General features: G+C 71.4%; 20 protein-coding genes, 1 pseudogene and 1 other annotated feature. Of the genes and pseudogenes, 10 read left to right on the forward strand and 11 right to left on the reverse strand.

Annotated elements, in window-relative coordinates; translation table 11 throughout:
* Positions 1–5: 5 nt before the first annotated feature.
* On the reverse strand, positions 6–926 hold the full coding sequence (locus tag SK069_RS10715; RefSeq protein ID WP_319954220.1) for an ImmA/IrrE family metallo-endopeptidase: 921 nt from the start codon (positions 924–926) through the stop codon (positions 6–8).
* Positions 927–1,074: 148 nt separating this feature from the next.
* Between SK069_RS10715 and SK069_RS10720 the strand changes: the two genes are divergently transcribed.
* Positions 1,075–1,428, forward strand: coding sequence for a hypothetical protein (locus tag SK069_RS10720; protein ID WP_319954221.1), 354 nt, complete (start codon positions 1,075–1,077; stop codon positions 1,426–1,428).
* Between the two features lie 85 nt (positions 1,429–1,513).
* On the opposite strand, the gene SK069_RS10725 is transcribed toward SK069_RS10720, so the two are convergent.
* The 3 genes from SK069_RS10725 to SK069_RS10735 are packed head-to-tail and all read right to left on the reverse strand — an operon-like array spanning position 1,514 to position 3,389.
* Positions 1,514–1,636, reverse strand: a complete 123-nt coding sequence (locus tag SK069_RS10725) for a hypothetical protein (protein ID WP_319954222.1) — start codon at positions 1,634–1,636, stop codon at positions 1,514–1,516.
* Positions 1,637–1,651: 15 nt separating this feature from the next.
* A complete protein-coding gene (locus tag SK069_RS10730; protein WP_319954223.1) occupies positions 1,652–1,942 on the reverse strand; it encodes a type II toxin-antitoxin system VapC family toxin in 291 nt (96 codons plus the stop codon).
* A gap of 31 nt (positions 1,943–1,973) precedes the next feature.
* On the reverse strand, positions 1,974–3,389 hold the full coding sequence (locus SK069_RS10735; RefSeq protein ID WP_406628280.1) for a DHA2 family efflux MFS transporter permease subunit: 1,416 nt from the start codon (positions 3,387–3,389) through the stop codon (positions 1,974–1,976).
* 143 nt (positions 3,390–3,532) lie between these two features.
* Between SK069_RS10735 and SK069_RS10740 the strand changes: the two genes are divergently transcribed.
* Positions 3,533–4,123, forward strand: coding sequence for a hypothetical protein (locus tag SK069_RS10740; RefSeq protein ID WP_319954225.1), 591 nt, complete (start codon positions 3,533–3,535; stop codon positions 4,121–4,123).
* A 99-nt stretch (positions 4,124–4,222) separates the two neighbouring features.
* Positions 4,223–4,411 (forward strand): hypothetical protein, encoded by a 189-nt coding sequence (locus SK069_RS10745; RefSeq protein ID WP_319954226.1) that lies wholly within the window; start codon positions 4,223–4,225, stop codon positions 4,409–4,411.
* Positions 4,412–4,902: 491 nt separating this feature from the next.
* Here SK069_RS10745 and SK069_RS10750 read toward each other — a convergent pair whose 3' ends face one another.
* The 7 genes and pseudogenes from SK069_RS10750 to SK069_RS10775 form a co-directional block, all read right to left on the reverse strand.
* The gene (locus tag SK069_RS10750) at positions 4,903–5,778 is read right to left on the reverse strand and encodes an NgoMIV family type II restriction endonuclease (protein WP_319954227.1); all 876 of its coding nucleotides are present in this window, start codon (positions 5,776–5,778) and stop codon (positions 4,903–4,905) included.
* 30 nt (positions 5,779–5,808) lie between these two features.
* Complete coding sequence (locus tag SK069_RS10755) at positions 5,809–6,867, reverse strand: DNA cytosine methyltransferase (RefSeq protein WP_319954228.1); 1,059 nt, start codon at positions 6,865–6,867, stop codon at positions 5,809–5,811.
* Positions 6,868–6,878: 11 nt separating this feature from the next.
* The gene (locus tag SK069_RS10760; RefSeq protein ID WP_319954229.1) at positions 6,879–7,295 is read right to left on the reverse strand and encodes a very short patch repair endonuclease; all 417 of its coding nucleotides are present in this window, start codon (positions 7,293–7,295) and stop codon (positions 6,879–6,881) included.
* 222 nt (positions 7,296–7,517) lie between these two features.
* Positions 7,518–8,015 carry an integrase core domain-containing protein gene (locus tag SK069_RS10765; RefSeq protein WP_319954230.1) on the reverse strand — a complete coding sequence of 166 codons (498 nt, stop codon included), beginning with the start codon at positions 8,013–8,015 and terminating at the stop codon, positions 7,518–7,520.
* A 151-nt stretch (positions 8,016–8,166) separates the two neighbouring features.
* A pseudogene (locus SK069_RS20275) lies at positions 8,167–8,445 on the reverse strand (IS3 family transposase); the annotation flags it as partial.
* Positions 8,367–8,484 (reverse strand) — a sequence feature (AL1L pseudoknot). (Overlaps the previous pseudogene by 79 nt.)
* Before the next feature lie 10 nt (positions 8,485–8,494).
* Positions 8,495–8,749 carry a transposase gene (locus tag SK069_RS10770; protein WP_319954231.1) on the reverse strand — a complete coding sequence of 85 codons (255 nt, stop codon included), beginning with the start codon at positions 8,747–8,749 and terminating at the stop codon, positions 8,495–8,497.
* Positions 8,750–8,803: 54 nt separating this feature from the next.
* On the reverse strand, positions 8,804–9,058 hold the full coding sequence (locus tag SK069_RS10775) for a hypothetical protein (protein ID WP_319954232.1): 255 nt from the start codon (positions 9,056–9,058) through the stop codon (positions 8,804–8,806).
* 184 nt (positions 9,059–9,242) lie between these two features.
* Between SK069_RS10775 and SK069_RS10780 the strand changes: the two genes are divergently transcribed.
* From SK069_RS10780 to SK069_RS10810, 7 genes are all read left to right on the forward strand, one after another.
* The gene (locus SK069_RS10780; RefSeq protein ID WP_319954233.1) at positions 9,243–9,800 is read left to right on the forward strand and encodes a hypothetical protein; all 558 of its coding nucleotides are present in this window, start codon (positions 9,243–9,245) and stop codon (positions 9,798–9,800) included.
* A gap of 48 nt (positions 9,801–9,848) precedes the next feature.
* Entirely contained in the window at positions 9,849–10,478 is a 630-nt protein-coding gene (locus tag SK069_RS10785) for an HD domain-containing protein (protein WP_319954234.1), read from the forward strand.
* A gap of 89 nt (positions 10,479–10,567) precedes the next feature.
* Positions 10,568–11,164 (forward strand): hypothetical protein, encoded by a 597-nt coding sequence (locus SK069_RS10790; RefSeq protein WP_319954235.1) that lies wholly within the window; start codon positions 10,568–10,570, stop codon positions 11,162–11,164.
* 2,254 nt (positions 11,165–13,418) lie between these two features.
* Positions 13,419–16,946, forward strand: coding sequence for a TM0106 family RecB-like putative nuclease (locus SK069_RS10795; RefSeq protein ID WP_319954236.1), 3,528 nt, complete (start codon positions 13,419–13,421; stop codon positions 16,944–16,946).
* Between the two features lie 235 nt (positions 16,947–17,181).
* Positions 17,182–18,279 (forward strand): DNA cytosine methyltransferase, encoded by a 1,098-nt coding sequence (locus tag SK069_RS10800; RefSeq protein ID WP_319954237.1) that lies wholly within the window; start codon positions 17,182–17,184, stop codon positions 18,277–18,279.
* Positions 18,280–18,316: 37 nt separating this feature from the next.
* Complete coding sequence (locus SK069_RS10805) at positions 18,317–18,754, forward strand: very short patch repair endonuclease (protein ID WP_319954238.1); 438 nt, start codon at positions 18,317–18,319, stop codon at positions 18,752–18,754.
* Between the two features lie 82 nt (positions 18,755–18,836).
* Positions 18,837–20,480 (forward strand): nuclease-related domain-containing DEAD/DEAH box helicase, encoded by a 1,644-nt coding sequence (locus SK069_RS10810; RefSeq protein ID WP_319954239.1) that lies wholly within the window; start codon positions 18,837–18,839, stop codon positions 20,478–20,480.
* Positions 20,481–20,495: the final 15 nt, after the last annotated feature.

A 20,495-nucleotide genomic window follows, 5' to 3' on the forward strand; every position in this document is an offset into this window, starting at 1 on the left:
CGGCGTCAGGCCGGCAGGCCGAGGAGCTCGCGCAACCGGCGGACCGTGGGGTCGACGGCGATCGTCGGGCTCGACGGCGCCGTGACCGTCAGGAGCAGGTCGCCGTCGACGCCCTCGGGCAGGCGCGGCAGGACCCCGGCGCGACGGATCGCCTCGAGCTCGTCCTCCAGCACGCCCAGTCCCAGCTCGCCGTAGCGCGGCACGTGCTCGCTGCGCACGACGCGCTCCTGCAACGCGGCGCGGGGCAGCGGATCGGTCAGCACCTCGGCCGTCTCGAGCCGCGCGAGGACCGAGGCGGCCGAGAGGCCGAACACGGCGGAGATCCGCACCACGAGGTCGAAGTCGACGACCCCGGGCTGCGCCGCGTGGGCGACGGCGGCCGCGCGGGCCCCGGCGGCGGGGCAGAGCAGCTCGGCGGCGAAGGCGTTCGCGGCGCGCTCGCGGGGGTCCGTGCTGCGCGGGGGGCGGTAGGGGACGAGCACCTCCGCCGTCCCCCCGGCCGCGGCCGTGTCGGCGGGGCGCGTCGCGGCGGGTGTCCCCGGGACGGGCGTCGGGACGGAGGAGGTCGCGCCGGAGCTTCCGGGGTCGAGCGTCGCCGGTCCGATCGGCACCGGGGCGCGGACGACGCGGGGCGCGGCGCCGTGGCGCAGCACGTGGTGGCCGACCTCGTGCGCGACCGTGAACCGCTGCCGCACGACGTGGTGGGCGCCGTTCACCGCGACGAGCGGCCGGGCGTCGGGGCGCGGCAGGTAGAAGCCGGACGTCCCGGGCGGCAGGTCCTTCGCGACGACGACGTGGACGCCGAGCTCCTCCTCCGCGAGGCGCAGCACGCACGGCAGCGGGTCCTCGGGCGGGATGCCGGCGCGGGCGCGGACCTCGAGCGCCGCGTCGATCGCGTCCGGAACGTCGGTGATCGGCCCGCCCATCGCGCTCAGCGTAGACGCCGTCCCGGCGCGTCGCGGGAGGACCGCGTCAGAACCGCGCGACGCCCGACGACCTCGCCGGTGCGGGAGCCGGAGCGCGCCCCCGCCCGCCTCGCGCCCGGCCGGCGCGCCGGGTCCGGAGGACCATCCCGTGAAGACCGTCGTGAAGATCGCCCTGAGCATCGTGCTCGGGTGCACCGTGCTGATCGTCGGCTGTGCCGCGCTCATCGGCAGCGCCGCCGACGACGTGCAGGAGGAGAGCGACCGCACCGCGATCACGCAGCAGCAGTACCGCGAGATCCGCCGAGGAGCGACGCGGTCCGAGGTCGAGGCCGCCCTCGGCGAGCCGGCGAGCGCCGACGAGTGGTCGACCGAGATCGACGGCCTCGACGAGCCGGTGGGCTCGACCTGCGTCTACTACGGGCGCAAGGGCGAGCTGCTGCCCGCCTACCAGTTCTGCTTCGACGTCACCACCGGCGAGCTCGAGAGCAAGTCCTCGTTCTGAGGTGCCTGCGCGTCGCGCGACCGGTCGCCGCGTCCTGGAGCGGTCCGTCCGGGCGCCATGGACGCCGACGGGACGCCTTGCGCGGTCATGCGCGAGCGGGCAGCGCGACCGCCTCGATGCCGGCGTCCGCACAGGCACGGAGCAGCCGCTCGTCGGTCGTGGTGAGCGGCGGGCCGAGCGCCTCGGCGCTCGCGGCGTAGGCGTTCATCCGGTCGCGGAGCTCCTACATGCGCGGTAGCCGTGGGCCCGACGGGTCGAGCACGAGGTCGAGATCGCGGAGCCAGCCGACCGCCGCCCGTCCCTGCTCGCTGCTCAGGTGGCGGTCCCGGACGAGCCCACGGAGCGCGTTGGTGGCTTCGACGAGCCCGTGCGCGGCCGTGATGAGCACGAGGTGCGGGTCGCGCGCGATCCGGCGCAGCAGCCGCTCGGCGGCGTCCCGGTGGCGGCCGGCCACCACGAGCTCGACGAGGGCGGAGGCGTCGAGGAGCAGGTGCTCGGCCGTCGAGCTGCTCACCCGCGGCGGCCGGGGTCGGCGTCGGCCCGCGTCAGTGCCGGTCGCGGACCATCGTCGACGCGGCGTCCTCGTCCCGGATCCAGAACGAGAGGACCGCCGCGAGGGCCATCAGGACGGCGGTCGCGACGAACGCCGCGTGGTACGGGTCCAGGTCGCCGGTGCCGCCGGGCGCGCCGGTCGGCACGCCCGGTCCGACGACGGCGATGACGGTGGCCAGCGTCGCCACGCCCGCGGCGGCCGACGCCTGGCGCAGCGCGTTGAAGAGCGCGGAGGCCTGCCCCGTCTCCGCCGCGCTCGTCTGGGCGAACCCCGCCGACTGGACCGGCAGGAAGACCGCCGACATCGAGAAGCCGAAGACGAGCATCGTCGCGACGACCTGGACGTCCGACGTGCCGGCATCGACGAGGGTCAGCGCGAGCGCCATCGCCCCGACACCGCTGGCTCCCACGAGCATCACGCGTCGCGGCCCGACGATGGGGTAGAGCCGCGCGACGACCTGCGAGCCGAGCATCACGCCGATCGCCTCGGGGAAGGTCAGCAGGCCGCTCGTCGTCGGGGTGCGGCCGAGGGCCTCCTGCTGGAGCTGCGGGAACGCGTAGAGCAGGCCGAGGAACCCCGCCGTCGCGGGCACCATGACGAGGATCGACCGGCGGAAGATCGGCGTGCGCAGCAGCCGCAGGTCGAGCATCGGGTGCGGGGATCGCAGCTCCCACGCCACGAACGCCGCGAGCAGCACGAGGCCGGCGCTGCCGAAGCCGACGATCTCGGGCGAGCCCCACCCGCGCGACGGCCCCTCGCTCACCGCGTACATGAGCGCGCCGAGCCCGACGCCGGCGAGCACGAGCCCGGGCGCGTCGAAGCGTCCCGCGTCGACGGGGGCGTCCCGCGGCAGGAAGCGCAGCCCGAAGAGCAGCGCGGCCAGCCCGATCGGCACGTTGACGAGGAAGACCCACTCCCACGCGAGGTGGTCGGTGATGAGCCCGCCGAGCACCGGCCCGAGGGCGGGCGCCATCGCCGTCGGGATCATGATCAGCCGGCTGACCCGCACGCGCTCGGCCTGCGGGAAGGTCCGGAACATCAGGGTCATGCCGACGGGCACGAGCATCCCGCCCCCGATGCCCTGCAGCACCCGGAAGACGACGAGCTGCCCGAGCGTCGAGGCGATCCCGCAGAGCGCCGAGGCCCCCGCGAACAGCGCGAGCGCGATGAGGAACACCCGCCGGTCCCCGAACCGGTCCCCGAGCCACCCCGACGCCGGGATGACGACCGCCACCGCGACGAGGTAGCCCGTCGCCACGACGCCGGTCGTGGACAGCGACGCGTCGAGCTCGCGCGCGATCGTCGGCAGCGCCGTGTTGACGATCGTCGTATCGAGGATCGACATGAACATCGCCGCGACGAACGTGACGCTGACGGCGACCTTGGGGTTCTGGAGGACGGCGAACACGCGGCGTCGCAGTCTGACGCGTCGCCCCGCCGTCCCGGTTCTCGTCGCGATTCGGCAGCGGGCCGCGTCAGGTTCGAACCGCTCGCGACGACTCGGGTCGCGCACCGGCGGGGTGGTCCTTCCGGTGCCGAACGGAGGATGGGATGCAGCGCTTCAGGAACACCCCGGCGATGGTGCTCAGCGTGCTGGCGCTCGTCGTCGCCGTCGGCGGCGGCACGGCGACCGCGGCGGCGATGATCACGGGCAAGCAGATCAAGAACGGCACGGTCACCGGACAGGACATCCGCAACGGCTCGATCGGCCGGGAGGACCTCCGGCCGTCGGCGCGTGGTCTGCGCGGCGATCGTGGTCCGTCAGGTCCCGCCGGCCCGGCAGGACCCGCGGGCCCTGCCAGCCCCGCGGGAGCCCTGGAAGGGGTGACGGTCGTCGAGTCCCCGCCGCAGGCGATCGCGCCCGGGGACATCACCTCCGACCTCCGCGCCCACTGCCCGGCCGGCCACACCGTGGTCGGGACCGGCTTCAGCGCGAGCATCGGAAGGGTCGCGTTCGTCAACCGCTACGGCACGTTCGTCGGTGGGGCGGTCATCAACGATCGGAGCATCGTCCTCGAGAACATCCGGGTCCAGGCGATCTGCGCCCCGGCCAAGGGCCAAACCCGTGCCGTGACGCGCGGGGCCGGCGACGCGTTCGAGGCGGACCAGCGGGCGCTCCGCGCTGCGGTCACGTCCCGCTGAGGCACGAAGCGGGCCGCGCCGTGTCAGATCCACGGCGCGGCGCGCGGCTCCCCTCACGTGCGGCGGGGATCGGCCCCGCTCATGACCGGGAGGTCCGCCATGAAGTTCAACGCGCTGCTCGACGTCGACTGCGTCGCCGTGGAGTCCGACGACGAGGTCTCCGTCCTGCTGGAGATCGAGGCGCCGAAGCACCCCGACGACGCGGGCCGGCCGCCCCGGACGCTGATCGTCGTCCTGGATCGGAGCGGTGCCGGGTCGTGCAGCGGAAGGTCGTGGTTTGAGCGCTGAGGCGACGATGGGGCAGTACGCCACGCGCGGTGAGCGCGCGTCGGCCGAGTCGGGAAGCAACGGCCCGACAAGGTCTAGAGGACGGCATTCGAGCGCCGCCCTCACGGGCGACCGTCTGGTTGGTTTGCGGAGGCCCGCCCTTTGCCTCTGCGAGGTTGTTCTCGGTCTCGATGGTCTGCTCGCAATCGGGTTCAGCCAGCCTCCCAAGCCGGATCCCATTCCCGTGACCGCCGGAAAGCCGGTTCCAGTTCAGGTTCAGCCGAGCGCTGGTCGGCCCTAGCTGACGAGCCGCAAGAGGTTCTGACGCGAAGGGTCGTCTTCTAGAGCGGTGGGCCGGACCGCCTAGTCCTGGATGAATGCCTCGGAGGGGGCCGCCGGTCGCTCGGCGGGAGTGCGCCGCGCAGACGCTCGTATCAAGCGGGCGGGCGCCGCCGAGAAGCGTGCTGGGCACGGACCCCTGCGCTCGACGATCTGGCGGGCCGTCGCGCGAGTCAGGCGAGTAGATCGAGCGGAAGGTCCGAGATGTCTCGGAGCCGGCCCCCGTCGACCATGGTGAGAAGCTCGCTGAAGCCGCCGACCTCTCGGGCCGTGTCCAGGAGCTCGTAGAGCGCCCCGTGGTACACGCAGTCCACGTCACCGGTCCCGTGGGCGATAGACGCCAAACGCGATGGCAACGGTTCCATCGTCACGGCGACGATATGCGGCAGACGGGACTTGCGGGACCGGATCAGGTTGAGGGCCTCCGTGCGGGTGTTCTGCGCGCGATCGCTGCGCATGGTCCACTTGCAGGAGATCGAGGCATGGAGCGATAGTCCCGGCTGGGGCCGACGCGATCCACGGCGTTGCAGGCTTAGGTATCCGACGTCGTCGGAGACGAAGGTCGCCTTCTCGTTGATCAGGTCGTCGTCGATCGGCTCGACGGCGACGACGATGTCCGGCCTGACGATGTACTCCCCGCCGATCGAGACGCGGAGCTCCTCGTGCTGCTTGACGATCGCTCGGACCGCCTCGAGGTGGGCGTATTGCGCGAACGCGGAGATCGGCTTCGCCGACTGGACGCGGAGCGTGCGTCCCTGAAGATGCCGAAGCTCGGCGAGTGCGTCGGCGAGAAACGCGCGGGTTGCGCGTTCGAACTCGGATCCGACGGACGAACCGCCACGGCCAGCGAGGTGGACGGGGGAGACACCCACCGCTCGGGCGATCCGATCTCCGGCCCCGCCCGCCAGCGCGACGCTCAGCGAGCTGGAGCTGTCCGCGTTCGTCCAGACATGGAGGCTGTCGCGGTGCCTCGAATCCGCTCTCGGATGGAGGATTCCGCCGAGCAGAGCCCGGTGAAAGTCTCGGCGAAGATCGGCGAGTCGCGACATGTCGCGAAGCCAATCACGCCGGCGGGAGGCTCAGGCGGCGACCAGTGAGAGCTGTCGATCCTCTTGGCGCGCGACCTCGTCACCGGCGTCCAGCATCGCGGCGATCGCCTGCGCCAGGTGTTCGGCGAGGCGTGGGGGGACGGCGTTGCCGATCTGCTTGGCGACGGCCGTCATCCCCTGATCCTCCGGGAATGCGAACTCGTCTGGGAAGGTCATGCATCGGGCGGCCTCGCGAAGCGTGATCGGCCGGTGCTCGCTCGGGTGGAGGTAGCGTCCCTTCTCGGGCTTGTAGAACTCGGTGCGGATCGTGAACGCTGGCCGGTCCCACCACAGCCGACCGAACACGTCGGTCGATCCGGTCGGCTTCCGGAGCCAGCACGCCGGGGTGATGTCCGGGCGCCGTTGCGCCAGATCGAACCGGCCTTCTCCCTCTCCGGGAATCGTCTTGTACCGCTCGATGCTGATCGGGCGGGGGTTGCGCGACCGATGCCAGTTGTGGCCGTCCGGCTCCAGCGGCAGACCGGCCACCGCGTCGCGGAACGTGCGCCACCGCGGCGATCCGTCCTCTCCGGACTGTGAATGGGTCGGGGCGGGCCAGACGACGTCGCCGACGCGCGAACCGATCACGATGGCCCGCCGACGCCGCTGCGGGACCCCGTAGTCGGCGGCGTTCAGGATCCGGCCGTCGACCTGGTAGCCCAGCTCCGTGGCTGCTTCTCGGAAGGCCAGGTACTCCGCCGACCGCAGCAGCTCCGGGACATTCTCCATGACGAACACCGACGGCGCGGACTGGTCGAGTGCTCGAAGATACTCGCGCCACAGGTCTCGGCGCTCGAGCCCGACGCCCCGCATGTTGAGGGGCGAGAACCCCTGGCACGGAGGCCCGCCGATGAGGACGTCGGTCGCCGGGAACTCCTCCACGAGCTCGATCGGCTTCGCCGCGACGTGCTCGCCGAAGTTCCGGGCGTACGTCGCGGCGGCGGGGCGCTCGAACTCGACGGCGAAGATCGACCGGAAGCGCCCCGTCGCCTCGAACCCCAGGGTCATCCCGCCACAGCCCGCGAACAGATCGACCACCCGGAACGTCATCCCGCGCGAGGCTACTTCTCCGTCCGGACGGATGCCGAACGCACGTTCGCTCGACGAGCCTCGACGGCCGACGAGATCCTTGCGGCGGCGACGTCGGGGTCCTCGTGCTCCCACACGCGGATGACCGACCACCCGGCGTCGGTTAGGCGAGCGGTCTGCTCGGCGTCCCGCCTGCGGTTGTCCTCGATCTTTCGACGCCAGAACTCGCCGTTCCGCGCTGGCCAACTGGCGTGGATCGGGCAGCCGTGCCAGAAGCATCCGTCGACGAAGACGGCGACCCGGGCGGGCCCGAACACCACATCGGGTCGGAGCGGGCGCCCCGGACCGACACGCAGCGCGGGCGAGACCCTGTAACGCAGACCCGCGGCGTGCAGGCGTCGGCGAATCGCGAGCTCAGGACCGGTGTCCCGGCCGCGGTTCGCCTTCATCGTGCTCGTCGCGTGGGGCGACGAGGGACGAGCGGTCGGCGCCGACACACCTCGATGGTCGCATCCAACGGCCGGGCCGGGGACGTCCGCTCGTCGGAACGCGCTCCCCGTCGGGCACAACGCCCCCCGGACGGCCGTCGGCCGTTACGCGGGCTAGTTGTTGTGCCCACGGTTGAGCCGTGCTGGGTTTGGGAGACAGCGTTTGGTCTGGTTTGGGTGAATCTAATCTGCGCTGATCGGGGTCGTCGTCTTGGGGCGCTGAGCGAGCCCGGAGGGCGAGCTCAGCGCCCCAAGACGCGCGGCTTCGTACTCGGCCGGGGGCACGTCGCCGAGCTCTCCGTGGAGGCGGCGGTGGTTGTACCAGCCGACCCATTCGACGATCGCGAGCTCGAGCTGCGAGCGCGTCTGCCAGACCCGATCAGCGATCAGCTCGGTCTTGAACGTGTCGACGAATGACTCCGCCATCGCGTTGTCGTAGGCGTCGCCGACCGTCCCGATCGACGCGAGCACCCGGTGGTCCTGCAGCTCCTGCGTGAAGTACCAGGACATGTACTGCGATCCGGCGTCCGAGTGATGAATGAGATCGACGTCCGCACCGTGCTGTCGACCAGCGAGCGCCATCCGCAGCGCATCGAGCACGAGGTCGGTGCGCATGTGCCCGGCGAACTGCCAGCCGACGATCCGGCGGCTGTAGACGTCGAGGACGAAGCTGAAGAACACCGGCCCCTTGCCTGCACCGCAGATACGTGAAGTCCGCGACCCACAACCGATCCGGCGCGTCCGCGACGAACTGTCGATCGACCCGGTCCGGCGCCCGCTCCGCGGCCGGATCGGGCACCGTCGTGCGCCACGGCTTCCCGCGCCGCTTCGCGCCCTGCAGGCCGGCCTGACGCATCAGCCTGCGCACCCGGTCCCGGCCGACGATCACCCCGTCGCGCGACAACGCCTTCCAGATCCGCCGGGACCCGTACGCGGCGTAGTTCTCGGCGTGCACCGCCCCGATCCGTTCCAGCAGCGCCTCGTCCTCGATCGCGCGCTTGGAGCGTTCTCCCGTCGCCCGGCGGTAGTACGCGGCCCGCGATGCCGAGAGCTCTCGACAGATCGGCTCGACCCCGAAGCGGTCCCGGCGCTCATCGATGAACCGGGTCACTTCCTGCGGGGCTGGTCGAGCTCCTTGGCGAAAAACACCGACGCGGCCTTCAAATCTCGTTCGAGCGCTTGAGATCCTTGTTCTCGCGTCGCAGGCGGGCCAGCTCCTCGCGCTCGGAGCTCGTCACCGGGCCGCCCGGGCTGCTGCCCCGAGCGTCCGTCTCAGCCTGGCGGACCCACGACCGCAAGGTCTCCTTGTTGATCCCGAGCTCGTCGGCGATCTGCGCGATCGGCCGCTCGCTCTCCAAGCAGAGCCGGATCGAGCGGTCCTTCAACTCCGGCGGGTACTGCCGTCCTCGTCCCATTGCTGGACATCCTTCCTGCTGGCGCGCTCCGCGCGCCACGCACTCAGCTGTCCGTCAAACCCAGCACGGCTCAGGGCCGTCGTTCCAGCCGTTCTGGGCACACCACCATGCGGGGAACGGGAACGAGAAGTCGAGCCCGACGAGCAGCTCCCGGCCGTCGGAGGCGCGGTCGACCACCGTGTCGATCGCCGCTTCGCGTCCGCGTCCGTTGCACAGCCGCGCGAGCCGCCCGCCCCGGGCCTCTGCCGTCCAGATGTAGGGGGCGGCACCGTGCCGGCGCCCGGACCAGTCGATCGCGGCGACGTCCACGGTCGGAGTCTGGCGGACTGTTCTGCTTCACCGCCATCGACGCCTTCCGCGAGACGCGGCCCAGCCCGACCGCCACGCTGGCGGAGGGCGCGGTCGCAGCGCACGGCGGCGGGCGCCAACGGCGCTGTCAGGATCGACCGTCGGGACCCGACCTTCCTGGCGTGTGGACGAGAGGAACAGGACGATGACGGACGACCAGGAACCGTTCGAGGATGTGACGTGGCCGCCGACCGAGCGGCAGCTGGGGTGGCGGCCGACCCTCGGTCCTCCAGAGGCGGTGGAGGCGTACCCGTTCGTGCGAAGGGACCGACCGTGGCCGTCCTGGATCCCGCGGGTCGATCCCGATGACCTGGAGGACCTCGAGGTGCCGGCGTACGCCCTCGCCTGGGTCGACTGGTCGGCGGACTTCGTCGGCGGAAGCGGCGCGCAGCACCTGTGGGCGTTCCCTCTGCCCGAGGGCGGTTTCGCGGTCGCGATCACCGACTTCGACGACCTCGGTCTCGAGCCGCACATCGCCCGGTTCGACGAGATCCCGACGCTCGGCGAGGTCATCGACCTCCTCGACAACGCCGGTGCCGACGGTGAGTGGTGGGGCATCGGCCACGGCCACCGCGTGCGCAACGACCTCGGTGACGGCCGCTCGTCCTTGCGGGGCATGGCGAGCGTGGGTTCGGAGCTCTACCCGATGCTCGGCCCGCTCGACCGGGCACGCGAGGCGGCGTGGATCGCGGAGCAGCCGTGACGGCCGCGGACGGACGACGGCTGCCCGCCCCGGGGCTACGGTGACCCGATGACGGAGCAGATCGATCTGATCCGGATCGTCTCCGGCAAGAACCGCTCAGCCCTGCGGCTGGCGGAGGAGGCGCACCGCGGCGTCCGGCGCAAGGGCACCGACTTCCCGTACCTCCTGCACCCGGTCCAGGTCGCGGAGGTCCTCGCCGGCCTCGGCGCCGACCGGCACGTCGTGTGCGCCGCCTGCCTGCACGACGTCGTCGACGACACCGACGTGACGCTCAACGAGATCCGCGAGAAGTTCGGTGGTCAGGTCGCGGAGCTCGTCGCGGCGGTCACGAAGACGCTGGAGATCTCGGCGGCCCCGCTCGAGGAGCAGGCGCCGAAGGTCCTCGAGCTCGCGCGGACGGGCGGCCCCGACGGGGTCGCGCTCAAGGGCGCTGACCTGCCGGTCAACGGGACGGACTTCGTCCTCGACGCCGAGGAACGCGGCGTCGCGTACCTCGCGACGATCTTCGGCGCCGACCGGGTGCTGCCGAAGCTCGACCACTACCTCCGCCTGGCGGACCTCATCGCCGCCGAGCTCGACGACCACCCGCTCTACCGTCGCCTGTCCTCCGCGCTGCGCTCGCGGTTCGCGGAGCTGCGGCTGCTGCGGGAACAACTGGGGACGCGCGAAGCGGCTTGAAGGCGCCGGCGATGCTCAGGTGGACCGGCGCGTCGGCCGTACCTCGGCGCGTCCTGACCGCGCAGTAGCGTCGGCGTATGGAGCCGGTGATGGCCGCGCTGCGGACCGCCGTCCGGGCGACCGCGACGGTCGTGGAGGAGCGAGAGTCGGACGGCGCGTTCCTCGAGAGCGTTCTCGAAGCAGCGCTCATCGCGGAGCTGCCGGGGGAGGCACGGCGCACCGGAGGGGGAACCCAGGCGATCCAAGACTTCGACCGGTCCCCGGGCGGGTTCGACATCGAATGGCGTTTCGGCGACCGGCGGATCGCCATCGAGACGAAGGTGACGGACATACGCCATTCCGTCTTCGACGTGATGAAGCTCGCTCTGGCGGTACGCCACGGCGTCGTCGCGGGCGGCGCATGCGTCATCGCCGCTACCGCGTCGCAATGGGCGCGCGGGGGCATCGTGACCGAGATGACCGACTCGGGATCGCACGCAGGTTGGCGATCCTGGTGGAGCGACGAGATCTTGGCGGATCCGAGGAACAGGCACGAGATCGACGTCCCCACGCCGCGGCCGCTGCGGGTACCCGCGCGGTTCGAGACGCTGGCCGGACCGATCTGCCCCATGCCGCTTGCTCCCGAGCAGGTGCTCCGGGCGTTCCTGATCCGCGTTCCGGAGCCGGAGCTCATCGACGCGTTGTAAAGGCGCTGCGGGGCGTGTTCGCCCCGGAGCTCGTGGCCCGGATGGACGCGGTCTGCGCCTCCCGCCGGCTCGGGCGGGAGGACGCCGAGCGGATCGTCCGCGACTCGATCGTCCCGCGCTGGCTCGCGGCTCAGCCGACCTACGGGTGCGGATCGCCGACGAGGCCCGGCCGGTCATCGCCCGGGCGGGCCACGACCCGAACCGCGGGTGCGCGAGCTGGAGCGCGTCGTCGAGCGGCGCCTGCTGCTGCCGGTGGCGCGGCTCGCGGCAGAGGGAACTCGTGAGATTGACGTCTCCGCAGCCGGGCCCGAGCTGTTGCTCAGTCCCTCGCGAGCGCCGCGGACGAAGAAGCACGAGTCGGGCGGTTCGTCGGGCCCGGGTGGGCTCGTCGTCCTGCCGGGTCGGCGGTCCGAGCGTGACGGGAAGGCGACGCGAGTTCCGTGCGCTCGACCTGCGGCCGACCGGCCGCAGCCGCGCGGGCTGCGGCCGACGTCACGGACCGTCGCTGCGCGACAGCCGGTGCGCGGGGACGATGCGAACGACCGGTCCCTCCAGCGTGTCGACCTCAACGCTGTAACTCCCGCGTGTGACGGCGCGTCGAACGGTTCCGCGCTGGCCGTTCGGTGCGACGGTGACACGTGCATCGACCTCGAACTCAGCGTTGGCTGAGGCAGGGACGTGACGCACGGGAGATGTGGCAGGGGAACGGGGTTGCGGTTCGTAGGCGGACGCCGGTGCGGTGACCGACGACCGGGTCTTGCGCGCTTTCCGGCGCTTGGCCCTCTTTCCGGTCTTCGACACGGCCCCGCCTTCGCGTTTCGCGCCGGCGCCGCTCGGCTCTCCACCCCGGCGTGAAGAATCCTCAGGTGTCGCTCGGGAGGGGGCTGTGGAGCCGGCGGGGCCCCGGTTGGCGGCACCTGCTCTCGTTCGCGACTTTCGTCCGGGGCTCGGGGCCGAGAGACGTTCCGGGGGCGGCCGCAGTGCATGCCGCGCATCGATCGCGCGGACGCCGTCGAGTGGGACTCGAACTCGGCGGCCGCGGCGATCCTCCAAGGCGACGAGACCATCGGCGAGGTAGTGCACGTGCCCGACGGCCCGTTCACACCGTGATTCGGCCGCTGCACCTGGATACGGCCGGGGGCATCGTGGCGAAGCGACGACGGGCAGGACGATGTCCGAGATCGCACCAGGCTCGAGGTGGCGCTCCTGCTTGCCCCCCGATTCGATGGAGACGACGTGCACCGCCTCGGGCGTAACGCGCACGACGATCCCCTGTCGCGGACCTTCTGCCGACGCGTGGGTCACGACGTCGCCGGGCCGAACAACGGGGACGGGGGAGGAGTCCGTCGCGATCGTCGGCTCGGGTGTTTCTTCACCGGGAGCGGGACTCCGTGCAGGGCCGCGAAGCACGGCCTTCCGAGCGCTGCTCGCCGCACGCCTGCCGGCAGCGCGCGGGTCGTCTCGAGGATGCGTCGGCGCCTTCTTTGCACGGGCACCGCCCTTCTTCCGGCTCGGGAGCGCCCCTCTTGCATTCCCCGCCTTGGCGGCTTTCGGCAACCCCGTGCGCGGGCCCGACGAGGGCTCGGGGCCGTCGCTTTCGACGGCCATGTGCGCGCGGAGCGCCGTGCGCTTCGCGAGCGCTTCGGCCCGCGCGACACGCCGGGAGCGCGGCATCACGCACCCGAGTGGTCGTTCGCTGCCAGGCGGACCGACATCGGGGACGATCCTGACGAGATGGGTCTCTCGTGGCAAGGAGGCGGTTGATGACGCGGAGTCCGCCCCAAGGACGACACGTCCGAACACGGCTCTGGACCGGCACGGATCGTCGGCAGTGGTCGTGCGGATTCGGCGGCTTCGTCCCGAGCGGCTGGCTCGGCCCCTCCCGGCGAGGAGCAGGTGTGGTGTGAGACCGCTCTCCCAGACCGACCTGCGGCCGACCGCGGTGACGCGGCCGGCGCTGTTGCTCGACATCGCGACGCTGCTCGGAGCCCGGCCGAGCTGCTCGTCGGGTCGCGGGGCGCGCCGGCGAGGCGCTGCCGCGGCAGATCAGCAGGGCTTGCGCCGGACTCGACATCCGGTCGATCGTTCGGAAGGGATGCCAGGGATGTGGGAGCGTGGCGCGGTGCTATTCGCCACGTCGCGCATATCCAAGGTCCCGAGACGCCTTGGGCTGCCGTGTGGCTTGAGGTGTCAGATCAAGGACACGCGAAGCGACTCAGGCCCGGTCATGTCCTCCTCGTCGCAGCGCTGACCGATGTTCCTTCTCGGGCAGCGCCTGATCACCAGCCCCACCGACCTGGCGGCAGCCTCCGCCTGTGAATGGAGCTACGCGCGCCGCATCGACGAGCGGCTCGAGCGGATCGACGCGTTCGGCACCGAGACGGACGCGATGGGTCGGCGGGCGGGCGAGCTCGGCGACGTTCACGAGCACCGGATCCTCGAGCGCTACCGCGAGCGGTTCGGCGCGGGGGTGGTCGAGATCCCCTCGCCGTTCGTGCAGGGCGAGGAGGAGCTGGCGGCGGCGGTGCGCAGCACGGTCGCCGCACTGACGAATCCGGCGACGCAGGTCGTCTTCCAGGCGACGTTCGCCCCCGCGCCGCCGGCCGAGCCGTTCCTCGGCTTCGCGGACTTCCTCGTCCGTGGCGACGACGAACGCTGGGTGGTGCAGGACTCGAAGCTCGCGCGCAGCGCGAAGGTCTCCGCCCTGCTGCAGCTCGCGGCGTACGTGGACCAGCTCGACCTGCTCGGGATCCCCGTCTCCGACACCGTCGAGCTGCTGCTCGGCAACGGCGAGGTCAGCCGGCACCACATCGACGACATCCGACCGGTCTTCCGACGCCGCTGGGCGCGGCTGCGCGAGATCGGCGACCTCGTCCTCGCGCGGGAGACCGCGACGGCGTGGCGGGATCAGGACCTGCGCGCGTGCGGACGGTGCGATCGCTGCGCGGCGGAGGCAGCGGTCAATCGCGACGTGGTCCTCGTGGCCGGCCTGCGCACGACGCAGCGCGACCGGCTCGCGGACGCCGAGATCGAGACGATCGATCAGCTCGCGGCGTCCACCGGTCCAGTCGAGGGGATCGGTGCGCGGACGCTGGAGAACCTGCGCCGACAGGCCCGACTCCAGGTCGCCGCCTCCGCCGAGGCCCCGCCGCCGTTCGAGATCGTCGACCCGCAGGCGCTCGCCGCGCTGCCGGCGCCGAGCCCCGGCGACCTGTTCTTCGACTTCGAGGGCGATCCGCTCTACGAGGCCGGCGACGGGACGACGTGGGGGATCGACTACCTCTTCGGCGTCAGCGACACCGAAGACGAGTTCCGCGCCTGGTGGGCCCACGACCTCGGTGAGGAGCGTCAGGCGCTGCGTGCCTTCCTCGACTTCGTCGCCGAGTGCCGCGCCCGCCACCCGGACCTGCGGATCTACCACTACGCCGCGTACGAGCAGACGCACCTGGCGTCGCTCGCCGCGCGCCACGGCGTGGGGGAGGACGAGGTCGACGACCTGCTGCGCTCGCACGTCCTCGTCGACCTCTACAGCGTCGTCCGCAAGGCGCTGCGCGTCGGTTCGCCGTCGTACTCGATCAAGAAGCTCGAGCCGCTCTACATGACGGAGGCTCGCGACGGCGAGGGCGTGACGACCGCCGCCGACTCCGTCGAGGAGTACGCCAACGCGCGCCTGCTGCGCGACGACGGCGACCTCGAGGGCTGGCGCCGCAAGCTCGCCGAGCTCGAGGACTACAACCGCTACGACTGCCGCTCCACGCGGCACCTGCGCGACTGGCTCCTGGATCAGGCGGGCCGGAGCGGCGTGCCGGTCGAGGCGCCGGTGGTCGACGCGGACGATCCGGAACCCGGGAAGGACGACGCTCCGGCGCCCCTTGTCGCGGAACTGCGCCAGGTTGCCGGCCTCGCCGACGCTGACGCGCAGCCGGTGCCGGCGGACGAGCAGCAACGGGTCGCCGCGCTCGGGGCGGCCGCCCTCGACTTCCACCGGCGCGAGGCCAAGGCCTTCTGGTGGGAGCACTTCCGGCGCGTCAGCGCGCCGATCGACGACTGGGCGGACACCCGCGACGTCCTGATCGTCGACCCCGCGGCGAGCGAGGTCGTGCGCGACTGGCACAAGGAGGGCCGCCAGCGCAAGCTGCGCCGGCACGTACGCCTGCGCGGGACGTGGGCGCCGGGGAGCCGCCCGGCCCCGACGAGCCGGACCGGCCCGTACGTCCTCTACGACCAGCCCGCACCAGTGCCCGCGATCAGCAGCGCCCCGACCGACCGGGCCGAGCTGGCGGTCAAGGTCCTCGAGGTCGACGGGGACGGTGCCGTGCTCGTCGAGGAGATCGCTCCCGGAGACCCGTACGCGATTCTCCCGGTGGCGCTGACCCCCGCGAGGCCCCCGAAGCCCGGGGAGCTGCCCGGCGCGATCGGCGAGTGGGCGAACCGCTTCCTCGACGCGGTGCCGGGCTGGCCGGACGACGCGGCGACGGACGTCCTGCGGCGCCGGCCGCCCCGGACGCGCAGCGGATCGCTGCGCGCGGTCGTCGACGGTGACTTCATCGACGCGCTGACCGGCTCGTTGCTCGACCTCGACGAGTCCTACGTCGCCGTCCAGGGCCCGCCCGGGTCGGGCAAGACGTACGTCGGCGCGCACGTGATCGCCCGCCTGGTCCGTGACCACGGCTGGAAGGTCGGCGTCGTCGCGCAGTCCCACGCGGTGGTCGAGAACCTCTTGACGAAGCTCGTCACGGACGCCGGCTTGCCGGCGGCGCTCGTCGGGAAGGAACGCAAGCAGGACGCGGAGGCGGCACCGGTCGCCTTCACAGCGCTGGCGAGCGGCAAGCAGCCGGAGTTCGCGCAGCGGCACCGGGCGACCGGTTTCGTCCTCGGCGGCACGGCGTGGACGTTCGCGAACCCCAAGCGCGTGGAGCGCGCAGAGCTCGACCTGCTCGTGATCGACGAGGCCGGCCAGTTCTCGCTCGCCGCGACGATGGCCTCCTCCGTCGCGGCGCGGAACCTGCTGCTGCTCGGTGACCCCCAGCAGCTGCCGCAGGTCAGCCAGGTGACGCACCCGGCGCCCGTCGACCGCTCGGCCCTCGCGTGGATCGCCGACGGCTCCGACGTCCTGCCAGCCGAGTTCGGCTACTTCCTCGACCGGACCTGGCGCATGCCGCCGGAGCTCACCGCACCGGTCTCGCGGCTCTCCTACGGCGGCGCGCTGCTGGCCCACCCGCAGCAGCAGCACCGTCGCCTGCACGGCGTCGACCCGGGCCTGCACGTGCTCCCGGTCGAGCACCACGGCTATGCGCAGCACTCCCCTGAGGAAGCGACCGCGGTCACGGACCTCGTCGGTGACCTGCTGGGCCGGACCTGGGAGTGCGGCGAGGAGATCCGCCCGCTGGCGCCGAAGGACGTCATCGTCATCACCCCGTACAACGCCCAGCGGGTGACGGTCCTCGAGGCGCTAACTGCCGTCGGCATCGAAGGGGTCCGCGTCGGGACGGTCGATGCGTTCCAGGGGCAGGAGGCGGCCGTCTCGATCGTGACGCTCGCCGCGTCCTCCGCCGCGGAGGTCCCGCGCGGGCTGTCGTTCCTCATCCTGCGCAACCGCCTGAACGTCGCGATCTCGCGCGCGACGTGGGCGTCGTGGCTCGTCCACTCGCCGGGGCTGGCCGACCACCTGCCGGCGCGGCCGGAAGGGGTGGCCGAGCTCTCCGCGTTCCTCACGCTTGTCGAGGGCACGAGGCCAGTCTCGTCTGCGGTAGCGGCCGGCCGGGCCGGCCGAAACTCCTAGACCGTTCGACCACAACATTGTCGGGAACTGCGCGCGACGCGCTACATCAGGGCCGGCGTTCGGGCCACGCAGTTCGCAGACATTGTTAGTCAAGTAGCGTGACGTGGTCATCGAGGTACACCACGTCCCGCTACTTGACTGTCTCGTCTACTCGAAGACGCCTCTTCCCCCACAGCCGGCCGCGCCATATCGCCGCTGGCCTGGATCCGCCGGACCCGGATCTACAGTTCGGACGGTGCGGAGATTCGAGGTCATCGACCTGTTTGCTGGCTGCGGGGGCATGACCCTGGGGTTCGTCCAGTCCGAGCGCTTCGAACCCGTCTTCGCAGTCGAGTTGGATCGCGACGCTGCCGACACCTACGAGCTCAACTTCGGCCCACATCTCGCCCGCGATGGCAACGGTGCCCCGAAGGCGATCGAAGACGTCGAGCACTTCCCCGCAGCCGACGTGGTCATCGGTGGCCCACCGTGCCAGGGTTTTTCGGCGCTGAACATGCGTGGTGTCAGCCTTGAACGTCGGGGGCTCTGGAGGCAGTACCTGCGCGCGCTCGAAGAGGCCGAGCCGGTCGCGTTCGTGATGGAGAACGTGCCCGAGCTCCTCAAGTCCGCCGAGTACGCAGACTTCAAGGAGGCGGCGGAGAGCGAGCTCGGCTTCACGGTGGAGGGCCGGATCCTCAACGCCGCCGACTACGGGGTTCCGCAGACCCGCCGTCGGGCGATCGTCATCGGTTCCCGCATCGGAGGACCGCTGCCCTGGCCCACGCGAGGCTTCTTCCCCGAGGGCGAGGCCCCCGAAGGTGAGCGGGAATGGCGGACCTTCAAGGACGCTGTGGCGGGGCTGTCCTCGACGCCCACGGGCCAGGACTGGCACGACCCGCGTAATCCGACGGCGAAGAGCCTTGAGCGCTACCGGACGATCCCGAACCCCGGCGAGAACCGCTTCGACCTCGCGGAACGTCGGCCGGACATCACTCCTCGCTGCTGGTTGGAGAAGAAGACCGGTTCGACCGACGTCTTCGGCCGCCTTTGGTGGGACCGTCCGGCGGTCACGATCCGGACCGAGTTCTACAAGCCGGAGAAGGGTCGCTACCTCCATCCGGAAGAGCACCGACCGATCACCGTCCGTGAAGCCGCCCGCTGCATGACCTTCCCCGACGCTCCGGACTTCGTGTTCCCGTCTCGAGATCAGCAGTCGATGACGAGCGTCGCGCGCCAGATCGGCAACGCGGTCCCGCCGCTCCTGGCCAGGACCATCGCCGAGGCCCTGGCGGCCCATCTCGCGGACGCGGTGCTGGCCGACGAACGAGCGCTGGCCGGCGCCGGCACGACCTGACGGACAGCGACAGCATCCGCCGCCGATCTTCGATGGCGTGAGTCGCCGCTCGACCCCGCCGGCGTCTTCGTCGACCGCGAGGGCGACGATGCTCGCGAACCGTGCGGAAAGCTCCGTGGAGCGGGGGGTGCGGAGCGAGCTGCATAGGCGGGGCCTCCGGTTCCGCAAGCACCTCGCTCCCGTCCCCGGCCTTCGCTGCAAGCCCGACATCCTGTTCACTCGACACCGCCTCGCGGTCTTCGTCCACGGCTGCTTCTGGCATCGCTGTCCGGTGCATGGGACATCGCCTAAGGCGAACGGTGAGTGGTGGAGGGCCAAGCTGGACGGCAACGTCGAGCGCGACCGCCGCAACAGGGCCGCACTCGAAGCGGCAGGCTGGACCGTCGCGGAGTTCTGGGAGCACGAAAGTCCGGAGGCGATCGCCGACGCTGTCGGAAACCTCATCGGACGCATGTCAGAGAACCCTGGGGGTTGACGACCCCCTAGCCATGCCCTGCGGCGATCGGGTAGGGATACACGAGCCTCGTCGCACTTACCCCGCCTGGAAGGTCCGATAGATGAAGATGATCCCGCCGGTCGTTGTCGAGTCGACCGAGAGCAACGCCGAGCGCCGGCTCTTCCGCCTCCTCGAGAAGACCGAGCTGGACCGTCAGGCAGCTGCGCTGCACTCGGTCGACCTTCCCCGGCATGTGTACAAGCGCATGGGGGAGATCGACTTCGTGGTGCTGTCCCGAGCCGGCGTGCTCGTCTGCGAGGTCAAGGGTGGCCGTGTCCGTCGCGATGCGGATGGCATGTGGCACTTCACGAACCGGCACGGTGAGACCAACACCAAGCCCGAAGGTCCGTTCAAGCAGGGGTCGTCGGCCATGTGGTCGCTGCACAACGACCTCAGGGACAAGCTGAATCGCACGACCTTCAACGAGATCTCCTTCGGCTACTGCGTGATCCTGCCCGACATCGAGTGGACCGCCGACTCGGTCGACACGCCGGCCGATCTGGTGATCGATGCGTCCTACTTTGCGGGCGCGTCGGAGATCGGCGAGCCGCTGAAGCAGCTCCTCGCCCGCTGGCAGCGGACCAACGGCATCGGTGACATGTCCGCCGAAACGCTCGACACGGTCCGCAACGTTCTTCGTGCATCGTTCGATCTCGTCCCGTCCTTGGGCATCCGGGCCCGAGGCCTGTCGGCGCGGCTCGAGTCGCTCACAGAGGAGCAGTACTCGGCGCTCGACTGGGTTGAGGACGCGGACCGTCTGCTGTTCGCCGGCGGCGCCGGAACGGGCAAGACGATGCTCGCCTTGGAGGTCGCCCGACGGGAGGCGGTGCGGGGAGCCCGGGTCCTGCTGACCTGTCAGAGCCCGGTGCTCGCCGCGTACCTGCAGACGCGCGCCGAAGGCGGGACCGTCGTCGCCGCCCTCGACGACGCCGAGGACGTGGTCGAGGCGGAGGGGCGTCGCTTCGACGTCGTGGTCGTGGACGAGGCGCAGGACGTCTTCTCCCTGCACGGCGTCTCTATGCTCGACGCCGTCGTCGAGGGTGGATACGAACAGGGACGCTGGCGTTGTTTCTACGACCTCAACAACCAGGCCGGGTTGTTCGGGACCTTCGAGGTCGAGGCCTTCGAGATGCTCCGCGAGGCAGCCCAGACGGTGCCCCTCCGCCGCAACTGCCGGAACACCAAGCCCGTCGTACTGCAGACGCAGACGGTCACGGCGGCCGATCTAGGAACGCCGATGACGGGCGAGGGCCCGGCCCCGACCTTCGCGCGGCCGTCCGATGTCGAGGACGAGGCGACGATGCTCGGAGCAGAGCTGCGTCGACTGTCCGAGGCCGGAGTGGCCCCCGGCGACATCACGGTGCTGATGGGACCGGCCGCCCCCTCACCGGTCGAATTGCTCGAACGACGTGAGGGGATCCGTCTCCATCGCCTGACGGCGAAGAACTCCGGCGGTTGGCCGCCGGACCGCACCGTCGCTGTGGCCATCGAGGACTTCAAAGGCTTCGAGAACGACTTCGTCCTCGTGTGCGGCCTCGATGCCATCGACGGGAGCCAGCGCGAGAAGGCCCTCGTCTACGTAGCGATGAGCCGCGCTCGCATCGGCCTGTGGCTCGCCGTCCCGCCCGGGCAGTCGCAGAGGTTCGACGACATCCGTAAGCAGAACCTCGAGCTCGTCCTCGCGGCTCGGGAGGCGGCGCGATGAGCGCCCGCGACGCCG

This window comes from Patulibacter brassicae (assembly GCF_033949425.1).
In the GTDB taxonomy this organism is placed as follows: domain Bacteria; phylum Actinomycetota; class Thermoleophilia; order Solirubrobacterales; family Solirubrobacteraceae; genus Patulibacter; species Patulibacter brassicae.